The sequence below is a fragment of the Brevibacillus migulae genome, from assembly GCF_004521915.1.
Lineage (GTDB): Bacteria > Bacillota > Bacilli > Brevibacillales > Brevibacillaceae > Brevibacillus_F > Brevibacillus_F migulae.
The window spans coordinates 1-13,837 of the sequence record NZ_SDKD01000028.1 but is presented as its reverse complement, the minus strand read 5'-3'; the positions used below and the strand labels follow the sequence as shown (position 1 = coordinate 13,837).

12 protein-coding genes are annotated in these 13,837 nt (G+C 52.6%); 11 read left to right on the top strand and 1 reads right to left on the bottom strand.

What is annotated here, in order from left to right; genetic code table 11:
- The first annotated feature begins 174 nt into the window (after positions 1–174).
- From EIZ37_RS22655 to EIZ37_RS22620, 8 genes are all read left to right on the top strand, one after another.
- Complete coding sequence (locus tag EIZ37_RS22655; protein WP_134687041.1) at positions 175–858, top strand: SOS response-associated peptidase; 684 nt, start codon at positions 175–177, stop codon at positions 856–858.
- 134 nt (positions 859–992) lie between these two features.
- The gene (locus EIZ37_RS22650; protein ID WP_235828171.1) at positions 993–2,876 is read left to right on the top strand and encodes a sigma-54-dependent Fis family transcriptional regulator; all 1,884 of its coding nucleotides are present in this window, start codon (positions 993–995) and stop codon (positions 2,874–2,876) included.
- A 22-nt stretch (positions 2,877–2,898) separates the two neighbouring features.
- A complete protein-coding gene (locus EIZ37_RS22645; protein ID WP_134687039.1) occupies positions 2,899–3,723 on the top strand; it encodes a lipoate--protein ligase family protein in 825 nt (274 codons plus the stop codon).
- A 342-nt stretch (positions 3,724–4,065) separates the two neighbouring features.
- Positions 4,066–5,058, top strand: coding sequence for a thiamine pyrophosphate-dependent dehydrogenase E1 component subunit alpha (locus EIZ37_RS22640; RefSeq protein WP_134687038.1), 993 nt, complete (start codon positions 4,066–4,068; stop codon positions 5,056–5,058).
- An 18-nt stretch (positions 5,059–5,076) separates the two neighbouring features.
- Positions 5,077–6,114 carry an alpha-ketoacid dehydrogenase subunit beta gene (locus EIZ37_RS22635; RefSeq protein ID WP_134687037.1) on the top strand — a complete coding sequence of 346 codons (1,038 nt, stop codon included), beginning with the start codon at positions 5,077–5,079 and terminating at the stop codon, positions 6,112–6,114.
- A gap of 77 nt (positions 6,115–6,191) precedes the next feature.
- Positions 6,192–7,445: a dihydrolipoamide acetyltransferase family protein gene (locus tag EIZ37_RS22630; protein WP_134687036.1), complete on the top strand. Its 1,254-nt coding sequence runs from the start codon at positions 6,192–6,194 to the stop codon at positions 7,443–7,445.
- 11 nt (positions 7,446–7,456) lie between these two features.
- Positions 7,457–8,836: a dihydrolipoyl dehydrogenase gene (lpdA, locus tag EIZ37_RS22625; RefSeq protein ID WP_134687035.1), complete on the top strand. Its 1,380-nt coding sequence runs from the start codon at positions 7,457–7,459 to the stop codon at positions 8,834–8,836.
- A 33-nt stretch (positions 8,837–8,869) separates the two neighbouring features.
- Positions 8,870–9,916 carry a 2,3-butanediol dehydrogenase gene (locus tag EIZ37_RS22620; RefSeq protein ID WP_134687034.1) on the top strand — a complete coding sequence of 349 codons (1,047 nt, stop codon included), beginning with the start codon at positions 8,870–8,872 and terminating at the stop codon, positions 9,914–9,916.
- Between the two features lie 161 nt (positions 9,917–10,077).
- On the opposite strand, the gene EIZ37_RS22615 is transcribed toward EIZ37_RS22620, so the two are convergent.
- Entirely contained in the window at positions 10,078–11,421 is a 1,344-nt protein-coding gene (locus EIZ37_RS22615; protein ID WP_235828170.1) for an esterase-like activity of phytase family protein, read from the bottom strand.
- A 270-nt stretch (positions 11,422–11,691) separates the two neighbouring features.
- Between EIZ37_RS22615 and EIZ37_RS22610 the strand changes: the two genes are divergently transcribed.
- The 3 genes from EIZ37_RS22610 to EIZ37_RS22600 all read left to right on the top strand — a co-directional run bounded on the left by EIZ37_RS22610 (position 11,692) and on the right by EIZ37_RS22600 (position 13,771).
- A complete protein-coding gene (locus EIZ37_RS22610; RefSeq protein WP_134687033.1) occupies positions 11,692–12,192 on the top strand; it encodes a hypothetical protein in 501 nt (166 codons plus the stop codon).
- 24 nt (positions 12,193–12,216) lie between these two features.
- Positions 12,217–13,308 carry a DmpA family aminopeptidase gene (locus EIZ37_RS22605; RefSeq protein WP_134687032.1) on the top strand — a complete coding sequence of 364 codons (1,092 nt, stop codon included), beginning with the start codon at positions 12,217–12,219 and terminating at the stop codon, positions 13,306–13,308.
- Between the two features lie 103 nt (positions 13,309–13,411).
- The gene (locus EIZ37_RS22600; protein WP_134687031.1) at positions 13,412–13,771 is read left to right on the top strand and encodes a Lin0512 family protein; all 360 of its coding nucleotides are present in this window, start codon (positions 13,412–13,414) and stop codon (positions 13,769–13,771) included.
- The last annotated feature ends 66 nt before the right edge of the window (positions 13,772–13,837 follow it).

The window sequence follows — 13,837 nt, the reverse complement described above, 5'->3', positions numbered from 1 at the left end:
AGTCTCATCGGTAGATCGATGTAAGGAAAGATACGAAAAAGGGACTGCATATCGATGGAGTGGTCTTACGCCAAAAGTCTGATTGGCAGGGAAAAGGCTGGGGAAGAGCGAAAACGAAGGATGACGGAAAAAAGGAGCGCGCTTTTGGATAGGCTAGAGCTGGGAGGAATGCTTATGTGCGGACGTTTTACCATCATTGCAGACCCGGCAAAGGTCATGGAACGCTATATTCTGGACGAGATTCCGTTTGCCTACGAGCCCCGCTACAATGCCGCGCCGGGACAATGGATCCCGGCTGTCATCGAACACAAAGGGCAGAGGCGAATCGGGCAGCTGCGCTGGGGGCTTGTCCCCTCATGGGCGCAGGATGAAAAAATCGGCTACAAAATGATCAACGCCCGTGCTGAGACACTGATGGAAAAGCCCGCATTTCGCAATCTGGTGGCCAGGAAGCGCTGCATCATCCCGGCAGACGGCTTTTATGAGTGGAAGCAGTCAGGCAAAAGGAAACAGCCGATGCGCATCATGCTGAAATCGGGCGAGCTGTTCTCGTTCGCCGGATTGTATGATACGTGGGAGCAGCCGGATGGAAGCAGGCTCGCGACGTGTACGATCATTACGACACGGCCCAATGAAATCGTGGCAGACATACACGACCGCATGCCAGTGATCTTAAAAGCGGAGGATGAGCACCTCTGGCTGGATCGTGAGCGCTATGACGCGGATCTCCTGCTCTCGCTGCTTGTCCCATATGAGGCGCGGGAGATGAGGGCTTATCCGGTATCCGCTATCGTGGGCCAGGCCAAAAATGATGTGCCGGCATGCGTTGAGGAAATTTCAGAGGAGGCTTGGCAATGAGGAAGGCCTCTTCGCGGAGGAGATGACTACATCGAGTCCGCTTCTGCCGTTTTCAAAATATTGAGAAACCGGACAGAAAACGGTAAGCTAAAGATATTCCCTTATTCATGAGAAAAAGTGACGGGGGTGGCTCCTTGTTTAACGAAACGCTTTCTCCAAAAATATGGAAACGTTTTGTACAAGACGGTGTAATCGACTCTGCACGCATCAATAAGCGGATATCGGAATCTTGGTTTCGCTGCAAAAATCGGTTTGTCAATCCTTATACGGGAACCGGGCGGGAAATCCTGCAAGGGGAGTCCTTTGAACGCCAAAAGCGAAAGCATCAGCCATTGCTGGATATCACCCTGCCCCATGTCGAAAAGCTGACCAAATTCATCGAAGACACCGGCATGCTCGCCATCCTGATTGATTCGGATGGATACGTGCTCTCCATGAAAGGGCAAAAACCCATTTTGCAGTATGCCAGGGACATCAATTTTGTACAAGGGGTTCGCTGGACGGAGGAAGAGGTAGGGACGAATGCCATCGGTACTGCCCTCCATGCAAGGGAACCCATCATGATTATCGGCACAGAGCATTACTCGGTAGCTTCGCATAACTGGAGCTGCTCGGCGTCTCCGATCCATGATGAGGACGGCCAACTGGTGGGGATTCTCGATATCTCCAGTCCGGTCGAGCGCAGTCATCCGAATATGCTCGCGATCGTCTCCTCAATCGCCTATACCGTTGAACAGGAATGGGGCAGAAGGCGTGAGCAAGACGAGCTGGAGCTGATTCGCTGTACATGGGAGCTAGCGGAAAGCAATCAACCGATTGTGATCCTGAACCAGAAGCAGCAAGTCATTTTTGCCAACAAGGCAGTGCGTCAAAAGACTTCGCAATGGTCCGGCAAATCCGAATACCGGAGCTTGCTGGGCGAATATGGATATACGGAAAAAAAGCGAATCCCTATCTACTCGAAACAGCACGGGGGATTGATCGGATATGGCGTGAAATTGACAGAGCCTGCTGCTTCGGTCCGAACTCCGGTGCGGATGCCCTTTACGGCCGAGCCAGTTCGGTTCCAGGGAGAAGCGGGGACAAGCGGAGCCTTCCAGCAAGTTCTGCAGCAGATTGAACGGATTTCCCGCAGCAGCGTGAACGTTTTCATCCGAGGCGAGAGCGGCACGGGAAAGGAGCTTGTCGCACGGGCCATCCATGAGAACAGTCCGTATAAAGCGGGCCCTTTTGTGGCAGTGAATTGCGGAGCGATCCCCAAGGATCTGATCGAAAGCGAACTGTTTGGCTACGCAGACGGCGCATTTACGGGTTCGCGGCGTCACGGTCATAAAGGAAAGCTGGAGCAAGCGAATGGAGGAACCTTGTTTCTCGATGAGATCGGAGAGATTCCCTATCAGATGCAGGTTGCGTTGCTGCGCGTGCTGCAGGAGAGGAAAGTGACTCCGATCGGCGGCACTTCCGAAATAGCTGTCAACCTCCGAATCATCACCGCCACACACCGGGATATTACCCAGCTGGTCAAGGAAGGCAAGTTTCGCGAGGACTTGTATTACCGGCTGCACGTTTTCCCGCTGTATGTGCCGCCTTTGCGCGAACGAAAAGAAGATATTCCCCCTCTCATACGCTATTACTGCCTGAAAAACGACCTGGATTTGCCGATCCTTCCCCACATCATGCAGCAGCTTATGGACTATGACTGGCCAGGAAACATCAGAGAGCTGTTCAACACGTTGGAGCGCATCAGCATCTTGGACGACGAGGAAATAACGATGCTGCTTCAAGAGCTGTTGCACTCCGGCTCAAGGGACAGTGCTTCTACGACTGTAGCTAGGGATGGCCGGCTCAAAGAGCGCGGGACGGTTCACGCTGATCGGCTGACGTATCGGGAGGAAATCGAGAAACAATCCATTATTCAGGCTTTGCAGAAAACGAATGGAAGCGCTTCCGCCGCAGCGAATCTTTTGGGCATTCCCAGAAGTACGTTTTACAGGAAACTGCAAAAGTACCGCCTGTAGGGCAGCGCAGAAAGGAGAAGAGATGGACGGGGTAAGCTTGCCTGTACGGTTGGGCCTCATCGATACCACATCCCATTGCATGAGCGGGGACATCCTGTTTCCTTTTGCATTTGACGAAGTGATTGGGAAGCAGGTAGGAGAAGAGCAGCTTGAACCGATCGTTCATATGTGGAGGCACCAACGAGCTTTTGTACTGGGCGCAAGAGACTATAAGCTGCCAAATGCCCAAGCGGCAATCAACTGGCTGCGGGGACAGGGATACGCGGTAGCGGTCCGCAACTCGGGAGGGGCGGCTGTACCGCTCAATCCAGGGGTAGTCAACCTTTCCCTGATCCTGCCGAATCGCCAGGGCAGTCTGGACGTACAGCGCCATTTTGAAATGATGGCAGCGCTCATTCGCAAAAGTCTCTGGAGCTGCAGCCGCAGGATTGAGACGGGAGAAGTCCACGGCTCCTATTGTCCCGGAACGTTTGACGTTAGCATAGAGGGGAAGAAATTCTGCGGGATTGCCCAGAGAAGGCAGACGAGAGCAGTGATCGTTCAAGCATTCGTGCTGATCGAGGGGAGCGGCGCGGAAAGAGGCAGGCTCGTCAAAGAATTTTATGACATCGCCGCACAAGGATCGGCACAGGCGGATTATCCACGAGTGGAGCCAGCAAGCATGGCAAGTCTCTCAGAGCTTGTGGGCGGAGGAAGCGTCGAGTCGTTTGTCGCGTCGATCAAGCAGCAGCTTGGCATCGCCAGGGATCTTACCGGGTATCAGGATTATTCGTCGTTTAACCTGGAGCGCATGGAAAAGACGCTGGCTGATTATCGTATGAGGTATCCAATGAATGTATCGTGCTAAAAAAGCTAGAGCCACTGGAATAGACGCCAGTGGCTCTTTGTTTTGTCCGTAGATCGGAATTGATAAAAATTCTGATCTACATAAGTGCAACTAAGGCTTGGCCATGCCAAGTTTTCGAAAAAGCACGTTGAGACAAAATGAGACGATTTGGGAAATTATCTCATTTTGTATTACCGGCTTACCTGTATGTGCGCTATTGATACCGATGTTTCCGCGATTCCGCGGTGCTGCCCGCGTTGGCACATGACTTGCTATATTTCTCTGTCAGGAAAGAAAGGAGGATGGTGTGATGAGTTGGTGCAAGGCTTGGGGGCAAGAAAAAAATGATGGGAGGAATCGCCGATGAAAGCAACCGCAAAAGAAGAAAAGGTGCTGTCTCAGGATAAGGCAAGATGGATGTATCAGAAGATGCTGGAGATTCGCAAGTTTGAAGATGCCGTTCACTTGTTGTTTAGCCAGGGAAAACTGCCGGGATTCGTCCATTTGTATGCGGGGGAGGAAGCCATCGCGGTTGGAGTGGGGGCCCATCTGGAAAAGAAGGACTCGATCACAAGCACCCACCGCGGACACGGCCACTGCATTGCCAAGGGCTGTGACCTGGACGGGATGATGGCAGAGATTTACGGCAAAGCAACCGGCTTATGCAAAGGCAAGGGCGGCTCCATGCACATTGCCGATCTGGATAAAGGCATGCTCGGAGCCAACGGGATCGTCGGCGGAGGTTTCCCGCTGGCATGCGGTTCTGCGCTGACAGCCAAGCTGAAAAAGACCGATGCCGTCAGCGTTTGCTTTTTTGGGGATGGCGCGAACAATCAAGGGACATTTCATGAGGGAATCAACCTGGCAGCGATTTGGAAGCTGCCCGTGATCTTCGTAGCAGAAAACAATGGCTACGGAGAGGCGACGCCATTCACATATGCCTCCAGCTGCACCAATATCGCCGATCGTGCAAGCGGTTACAATATTCCCGGTATTACGGTTGACGGCAAGAACGTGCTGGAGGTGTATCGGGTGGCGGAAGAGGCAGTGAGGAGAGCACGGAACGGTGAAGGCCCGACCTTGATTGAATGCATTACCTATCGCAACTATGGCCATTTTGAGGGAGATGCGCAGAAGTACAAAACGGACCAGGACAAACAAAAGCATATCCAAGAGCAGGATGCGATCAAAAATTTCCGGGAGTATCTCATCTCTCAACAGTTGTTCTCCGAACCGGAGCTGGCACAAATGGAGGAAGCGGTCGATCAGTCGATTCAAAATGCCATCCAATTTGCGGAACAGAGTCCGTTCCCGGACGCAAGCGAATTGTTGAGCGATGTGTACGTGTCTTATTGATTGAAAGGGGGAGAAGGCATGACGAGAAAAATCAGTTTTTCACAAGCGATCAATGAAGCGATGAAGATCGCGATGCGGCAGGATGAAAATGTCATTTTGCTCGGCGAAGATGTAGCGGGAGGCGCACAGGTTGACCATCTGCAGGACGATGAGGCATGGGGCGGCGTGCTGGGTGTGACCAAAGGGCTCGTCCAGGAATTCGGGCGCGATCGCATACTGGATACACCGATCACGGAGGCCGGCTATGTCGGTGCAGCGATGGCAGCCGCGGCGACGGGATTGCGGCCGATCGCTGAGCTGATGTTCAACGATTTCATCGGCAGCTGCCTTGACCAAGTGATGAATCAAGGGGCGAAATTCCGCTACATGTTTGGCGGCAAGGCACAGGTGCCGATTACGATTCGCACCATGCACGGGGCTGGTTTTCGCGCAGCAGCGCAGCATTCGCAAAGCCTATATGCCATGTTTACACACATTCCGGGGATCAAAGTCGTAGTCCCATCCACACCGTATGACGCAAAAGGCTTGCTGCTCGCCGCGATCGCAGACAACGATCCCGTCATTTTCTTTGAAGACAAGACACTCTACAACATGACAGGAGAAGTGCCAGAAGGTCATTATACGCTTCCGCTCGGGAAGGCCGACATCAAGCGAGCGGGCAAGGATTTGACCATCGTGGCCATCGGCAAACAGGTGCACACAGCGCTCCAAGCAGCCGAACTGCTTGCGAAAAAAGGCATCGAAATCGAGGTAGTCGACCCACGCAGTCTCTCGCCGCTGGATGAAGAGACGATCCTTTCGTCCGTAGCGAAAACCAACCGGCTGATTGTGATCGATGAAGCGAATCCCCGCTGCAGCATCGCGACCGATATCGCGGCCCTTGTGGCGGACAAAGGCTTTGATACGCTGGATGCGCCCATCAAACGGATTACGGCTCCGCATACACCTGTGCCATTCTCGCCACCGCTGGAAGACCTGTATTTGCCCAATCCGAAAAAAGTCATTGAAGTCGTCTCCGAACTCATTGGCGACGCATCCATCCTGGCTGTTTCCTGATAGAGAGCTGGGCACTCCATCCACATGCGCGGCGGGGTGCCCGATCAGCCAACGAACGAAGGAGGGGAATTGAATAAATGGCAGCAGAAGTCATTATGCCGAAATTGGGAATGTCCATGGTAGAAGGAACGGTAATCGCGTGGAAAAAGAAGATTGGCGATCCCGTCACAAAGGGAGACGGGGTTGTTGATATCAGCTCGGAAAAAATTGAGATGGAAGTCGAAGCACCGGCAGATGGAGTGCTGCTCGCGATCACGGTCACGGAAGGAGGAGTGGTGCCCTATGGAACGGTTCTCGGGTATATCGGACAGCCCGGTGAAAACATAGACGCCGCTCCCCAGTCTGCCGCTGTCTCGGCCGTACATCAAGAAGCAGCAGCAACAGCGGCAGTGGAAGAGAAAGTCTCTGCTGCACCTGTCGCCAATAAAGGCAACAGCCCGAAAATTTCGCCGGTTGCCCGAAAAATGGCGGAAGAAGCGGGGATTCCGATTGATTCCCTCGTAGGGACGGGTCCACAAGGCCGGATTACGAAAGAGGATGTCGAAAAGGCGTTGGCAACCAGAGCCTCTTCCCCAACAGAAGCAGCTCCGCCCTCTCCCGAATCCGGAAAAACAGTCACGGCTCAAGTAGCGGCAGAAAGCACTCCGGTCACAGGCATGCGCAAAGTGATCGCCACGCGGATGCTGGAGAGCTTGCAGACAAGCGCTCAGCTCACCATGACCGCAAAGGCTGATGTGACAGAGCTTCTATCGCTGCAAAAGGAAGTGGCGGCTGAAGTCCAAAAACGCCAGGAAGGAAAACTCACCGTAACCGACTTTATCGCCCGTGCTGTCGTCCTTTCGCTCAAGCAGCATAAACGGATGAACAGCGCTTATTTCACCGATACGCAGGAAGCAAGGATCGAGACGTATGGCCATGTTCACCTGGGTATCGCTGTCGCGCTGGAAAAGGGATTGATCGTCCCGGTGATTCCCCACGCTGATAAGCTCTCCCTGCTTGAACTGTCGAAAGCAATGAAATCGCTTAGCGAGCGTGCGCGCAGCAACCAGCTGGGCAGCGAGGAGATGAAGGGCTCTACCTTTACGATCAGCAATCTCGGGGCCTACGGAATCGAGTACTTCACACCTGTGCTGAACCCGCCGGAGACCGGCATTTTAGGCGTCGGTGCGATTGAAGCGGTTCCGGCCTATCGGGGAGAAGAATTGCAGCGGCGCAGCATGCTTCCGCTCAGCTTGACCTTTGACCACCGTGTGCTGGATGGGGCTCCGGCAGCCCAATTCCTGGGAAGCATCAAGGATTATCTGGAACAACCGTACAGTCTGTTGTTGTAAGGAGGAGACCCGTGGGAACAGTGGTGATTATTGGGGGAGGACCAGCAGGCTACGTGGCTGCGATCACAGCAGCCCGCAAAGGCCAGCAAGTGACTTTGATCGAGCAGCAGCAATTAGGCGGAACGTGTCTCAATGAGGGATGCATCCCGACCAAGTCGCTTTTGGAGAGCGCGGAAACGTATGAAAAGGTGAAGCACGCGGCGGTCTTTGGGATCGACGTGCCCGATAGCGGGGTGTCCGTCAACTGGCAAACGGTCCAGCAATACAAAAACAAGGTGATGAAAAAGCTTGTCGCGGGTGTCGGCTACCTAATGAAGAAAAACCAGGTGCGCGTCATCTCAGGCAAGGCCACCTTTCTGACCGACCAGGTCCTGCATGTGGAAAAAGCAGACGGAGATGAGCAGTTCACTGCTGACCGATTTATCATCGCAACTGGCTCCGAGCCGATCGAGCTGCCGTTTGCCCCTTTTGATGGCGAATGGATCATTGATAGCAAACAAGCGATGTCGCTTACCAGCATCCCTTCCTCCTTGCTGATTGTAGGGGGCGGGGTGATTGGTTGTGAGTTTGCCAGCATCTATAGCAGGCTGGGGACAAAGGTGACGATGGTCGAGATGGCCGAGCACATATTGCCGGGGGAAGACCGGGATATTGCAGATGTTTTAAAACGGCAGCTGGAAGCAGCAGGCGTGGCTATCCACACCGGGACGGCGCTGGAAAGGCTGGACAGGCGGACAAAAACAGCACGGGTGCAAAAGAAGGACGGAGTAGAAGAAATATGGACGGAGAAGGTATTGGTGTCGATTGGCCGCAAGCCACGAGTAAAAGATCTTGGACTGGATCGGATCGGTGTGAAGTATTCCAAGCAAGGCATCCATGTGAACGAAAATATGCAGACAAGCGTTTCCCATCTATATGCCTGCGGCGATGTCATCGGTGGCATTCAGTTAGCCCATGTTGCGTTCCATGAGGGAGAGGTAGCAGCCCTCAATGCTTGCGGCATCGAAAAAAAGGTAAATGTTCGTGCTGTTCCCCGCTGTATCTACACTTCGCCGGAGATCGCCAGTGTGGGACTGACTGAAAAGCAGGCGAAAGAGCGGTACGGAGATGTGCGAATTGGTGAGTTTCCTTTTTCGGCGAACGGGAAAGCCTTGATTCTTTCCGAACAGGAAGGCAAAGTGAAGGTCATCGTCGAGCCGGAATTCAATGAGATTGTCGGACTTGCCATCGTAGGTCCTCGGGCAACAGAGTTGATCGGTCAGGGAACCTTGATGCTGCATGCGGAAATGACGACGGACGCAATGGAACATTTTATCGCGGCCCATCCGACGCTATCGGAAGCGTTGTTGGAAGCGGTGCTGAATGCAACAGGTCAAGCGATACACGGGTGAGACAACATTGTTTGAGTGCGGGGTGAAGATGAGATGAAAGCAGCTGTCTGGCATGGAATTCGCGATGTTCGGGTGGAAGAAGTACCTGAACCTCAGATTGAACCGGGAATGGTCAAAATCCGTGTGGCATGGTGCGGCATTTGCGGAACGGATCTGCACGAGTATCTGGCAGGCCCTATTTTTGTTCCCAAGGAGCCACATCCGCTGACGAATCAAGGGGCTCCCGTTATTTTAGGCCATGAATTCTCCGGGGAAGTGATCGAAATCGGGGAAGGTGTTACCAACGTTGTGATTGGCGATCGCGTAACCGTTGAGCCTATTTTGGCATGCGGAACATGTATTCCTTGCAAAAAAGGGCTGTACAATGTTTGCGATTCGATAGGCTTTCATGGATTAAGCGGAGGTGGCGGCGGGTTTTCTGAAGTGACCATGGTGAAAGCTGGCATGGTGCACAAGATACCGGATGACATGAGCTTTGAGCAGGCTGCAACCGTTGAACCGACGGCGGTAGCCTTGCATGCAGTGCGGCAAAGCCAGTTGAAAGCGGGGGATACCTGCGTAGTTTTCGGCACGGGCCCCATCGGCCTGTTGGTCATCCAAGCCGCCAGAGTGGCCGGAGCAAGCCTGATCATCGGGGTAGAGGTCTCTGCGCAAAGACAAAAGATGGCGAGGGAATGCGGCGCACATGTGGTCATAGACCCGACGAAGGAAAATGCGGTCGCAGCCATTCATCAGCTGACCGAGGGCGGCGCTGATGTTTGCTTTGAAGTCACAGGCGTTGAAAAAGGGATGCTCGGGGCCATTGAAAGCGCAAAAACGGATGGACAAATCGTCATCGTAAGCATATGGGAGTCTTCAACATCGATTCCGCCAAATCAATTTGTGCTGAAAGAGCGTCAGATGAAGGGTGTACTCGCTTATCGTGACATTTTTCCTTCCGTTATCCAGCTGATGGCGGAAGGAAGATTTGAAGTAAACAAATTGATTACGAAAAAAATACCGTTAGAAGAGATCACAGCGGGAGGATTTGAGGAATTGGTCAAGACGAAAGACCATATCAAGATTCTCGTTTCTCCTTAATAGGAGGGGGGCCGGGGCGACAAATTGTTGTATAAAGGTATCGGCAGTCACAGACTTTTTTAAAAGTCCATCACTGCCGATGCCTTTTCCTTTCTAAAACGGTTTAACACGATGACTCAACGGTTGACCAGGCTATACGTGCCTGCATCAAGTGCACTTCTTCATTTGATCACAAATGGCAGCTTGAACGTCCACAGTTCAGTCCCATTCGTCTTCAAGCTGCTCCCCACACCAAAATCGTTATCGTTGATGATCAGAAGCGTGTTGCCGTTCACGAGTGATATTCCTTCAATTTTTTCGTACGGGAACTGAAAGGAAGTGGCATCCAGAATGGTCCGTTTTGCTGGCGGCAGAATGTGGTTGGCTCGCAAATCTGCCAGCGTCATTTGCTCCAGTGTTTTTCCGGCAGGCTTGGCCAGATCGTATTTGCCGAGAATATTTGTCGCTTTGGAGAGATCAACTGCGTAGATGCGTTTTACTTGCGCTTTGTCTCCAGCGTCTTTATCTCGTTCATCGATCAGCAAAGTATGCTCATTGATGGCGATCAGGTCGGAGATGACGATATCGGATTGCTTCAAATTTTTAAATGCTTTGGCATCCTCGGCCAAATAAGCATACTCGGCAACCGGCTTCAGTGTTGAAAGCTCAATCTTGATGATTCGCAGCTGGCGTGAATGGTCGGTAGATTTGTCCGGATTGCGAAGCGGGCTTTGCATGGCCATGAACAGATAGCTGCCATCAGGAGTGATGCCTACTGCCTCGGCGCCGCGATTTTGGCGAAGCTGATTGTAGACAGCGGGCAGTACCTCACTTGCAGGCACGAGTGGCGTAGAGACTTGCTTTGCCCAGCCCTTTGGCACGATCCGTTCGATGATGGTACCATCGCGTTTGACATGGACGAGCGAGGGGCCGTATTCATCCGAGAGCCAGAAGGTATCGTCCTTGGCGTTATAGGCGATGCCTTCAATGTCCAAGCCGTATGGATCATATGCCAGCTCTTTGGTTCCCTGCGGATGAAAAGGCACTTCGTCACGGCCTTTGATGTTCGGCAGACCGGTAATCTGTGCGTTGCCTGTAACGGGGTCTTTACCTTTTACCTTCAAAGGAATTTGATCCAGAATTTGAATGTTCCCATGCTTGATCTCGATTTTATAGATGGATGGCGTATAATCTGGGATGGGAAACGTACGAACGACTTTTCCGTTGACCTCGATTTCCCCATTCGGCCCGCGGTCCGCCGTCGTATAAAAGACATGGGCCGGATCGCTCGGCAAGTGTGTCAAAGACGAACCGATCCCCATTTTGATGTCAGCTGCCAAGTCAGGCGCATCTAACACATACTTTCCGGTCAGAGCGGGCTTCGGCGTAATGGTTACGGTGCCCCGAAGCTCGTCCCGATCCACATAATTGTTACTTGAAGGATTGATCGCTGCAGAGCTTGTACCTGCAGCTGAAGCAAACATGAACGACGCCGTCACGGCGATGAGCCATTTTTTATCCATCATCTGAAAATCCCCTTCCACATCGATGAGATCTTTATTAATATGTGGACAATCGTATCAACCAATTGTGAACGGAAAGTTATGGATGATTGATGTTTCTGTAAATTTGGCAGTCAGGAGGAAAGGGCTCAGCAAAAAGCAAGCGGCCCTGTCGCATACGATGCGAAAAGAGCCGCTTGCATTTCGATCAATATGATTGCAGATCAGGAACGCCTTCGTCGACTCGACATAGCCGTGTTGAACGATTGATAGGCATGCAGATTGGAGGAAGCGATGCTTATTTTTCGATATAGAGTTTTCATTTTGATGTCGGTAGTCTCCTTATTGATGGTACTTGTCGGTTGTTCAACTGGCAGTGATCCCCAGACGAACGATCAACGTTTGCAAACGATGTTTCCCTTGGAAGAACTCAAGGAAGTACATGTACAGCTTTATCGTGAAGGTACATCGAAAGCCCAACCAGAACTAATGGCGATGTATGTGGAGGAGCCCGATTTATCGAGAATCGTGAATTGGATTCATCAAGGGGTCAAAAGCGATTTTGAAGGGAATCTTGAATCTCTGTCTCTTTTTCAGTTTAACTATGGGACGAAGGAGAAAGTGACCGGAACGAAATATATCATGTATGCTGCAACGACTGAAGCCGAATTTTATATCAAGCCATTCCACAAAACACCGGAATTTGACTTTGATACGTACAGACAGGAGGACGGAGAACAGCTAGTATCCTTGTTAGGGAAAACCGATTGGTATAAAGTTGAAGAAGCGAAATAGTAAACATGCAGAGGAGGAAAATGAGTGCAACCGAGAGTGAGGCTGCGTGAGCTGGGCATCAAGCTCGGACAATATGAAGCCGGTCCATGGAACAGCATTACCGACGTAGCAGGCGTGCGGGTCGGTCATCGGACGATCCAGCAGGATTTGTCTGAGCATACCTGCATCCGTACAGGCGTGACAGCGATCCTGCCGCACGCAGGCAATCTGTTTCGCGAAAAGGTACTTGGCACCTGTCACGTCATCAATGGCTTCGGCAAAACAACAGGAACCGTCCAGCTGCAGGAGCTCGGGTTGGTGGAGAGCCCGATCATGCTGACGAATACGTTATCGGTGCCTGCGGTGGCGGAGGGGACGATCCGTCACATGCTTCGTCACAATCCGGACATTGGCGATACGACGGGAACGGTGAATGTGATAGTCGGCGAATGCAACGACGGTTATTTGAACGACATACGCGGTCTTCATGTACGTCCGGAAGACGCGATTGCGGCGATCGAATCCGCCCGGAGTGGACTCGTGGACGAAGGCGGCGTCGGCGCAGGAACAGGAATGTCCTGCTTCGGTTACAAAGGCGGGATCGGCACCAGCTCCCGCGTCGCGTCATTTGGCTCCCGCGCATTTACCATCGGCGCACTTGTGGTCAGCAATTTCGGGAAACAAGCGGATATGCTTTTGCCTAAGGGGACCAGAGGCAGCGCGGATGTTGAACGGGGAGACCATGCCGGGGACACAGGCGCACCGGTGAGCGATCCGGGACCAGATGGCTCGATCATGATCGTGCTGGCCACGGATGCACCAGTGAATCGGACTCAGCTGGATCGGATTGCCAAGCGAGCCGCGTTTGGTTTGGCTCGGACCGGTTCCTTTGCCGCGCATGGCAGCGGAGACATCGTGCTCGCGTTTTCGACGGCGCATCGGTATGCCCACTATCCGACGGCCTTGACAGAGTCGCATGAGTATCTGGCGGACGACGGAGATAGGCTTACCCGCCTGTTTGAGATGACGGCAGAGGCAGTGGAGGAAGCGATCTGGAACTCTCTGTGCAAAGCAAACACCACCACGGGACATCAGGGAAGAGTACGGCAGGCCATCCCTTATGAGCTTTTTCGGTAAGGAAGTGCGGGAAGCCGAAATGGTTGGGCAAGGCTTGGCTGTACAAAACGTGGTACACTTAAGACGAGCCAGCGGAAAAGATAGGAATGGAGTGTAGTCGATCATGGAAAAGGTAATGTTTATTGAAATTGGCATGGGCATCGATCTGCATGGTCAAAACGTGACCAAGGCGGCAGTCAGAGCCGTACAAAATGCGATCCATCATAATTCCATGCCGGGATTGCGTTCCGTGCTGCCAGGGAATGACCTGCATCAGATGAAGGTGAATGTCAGACTTGCCGTGCCGGCAGACAAGGACAAGCTCGATCTTGAGGTTGTGAAAGCGGAGCTGCCTTATGGTCAGGTATCGTTTGAGGTGGTAGACGGCGGGATGCTGACATCCAGCGGTGTCGTGCTTGCCGAGAAGGACGATGTCAATGATCTGGCCTATGTGGTGATCGCCTCGGTGGAAGTTGGCTATTAACGATACGAAAAGGTCGCCTCTCGTGTGAACTGCACCCCAATTGTTAGACACACCTAACAAGAGGAG

What these genes read in the sequence shown, in the direction of transcription:
- EIZ37_RS22615 (WP_235828170.1), bottom strand. Translation starts at nt 11,421, where the DNA reads ATGATGGATAAAAAATGGCTCATCGCCGTGACGGCGTCGTTCATGTTT.
- EIZ37_RS22610 (WP_134687033.1), top strand. Translation starts at nt 11,692, where the DNA reads ATGCTTATTTTTCGATATAGAGTTTTCATTTTGATGTCGGTAGTCTCC.
- EIZ37_RS22640 (WP_134687038.1), top strand. Translation starts at nt 4,066, where the DNA reads ATGAAAGCAACCGCAAAAGAAGAAAAGGTGCTGTCTCAGGATAAGGCA.
- EIZ37_RS22600 (WP_134687031.1), top strand. Translation starts at nt 13,412, where the DNA reads ATGGAAAAGGTAATGTTTATTGAAATTGGCATGGGCATCGATCTGCAT.
- EIZ37_RS22635 (WP_134687037.1), top strand. Translation starts at nt 5,077, where the DNA reads ATGACGAGAAAAATCAGTTTTTCACAAGCGATCAATGAAGCGATGAAG.
- EIZ37_RS22620 (WP_134687034.1), top strand. Translation starts at nt 8,870, where the DNA reads ATGAAAGCAGCTGTCTGGCATGGAATTCGCGATGTTCGGGTGGAAGAA.
- EIZ37_RS22645 (WP_134687039.1), top strand. Translation starts at nt 2,899, where the DNA reads ATGGACGGGGTAAGCTTGCCTGTACGGTTGGGCCTCATCGATACCACA.
- EIZ37_RS22655 (WP_134687041.1), top strand. Translation starts at nt 175, where the DNA reads ATGTGCGGACGTTTTACCATCATTGCAGACCCGGCAAAGGTCATGGAA.
- EIZ37_RS22630 (WP_134687036.1), top strand. Translation starts at nt 6,192, where the DNA reads ATGGCAGCAGAAGTCATTATGCCGAAATTGGGAATGTCCATGGTAGAA.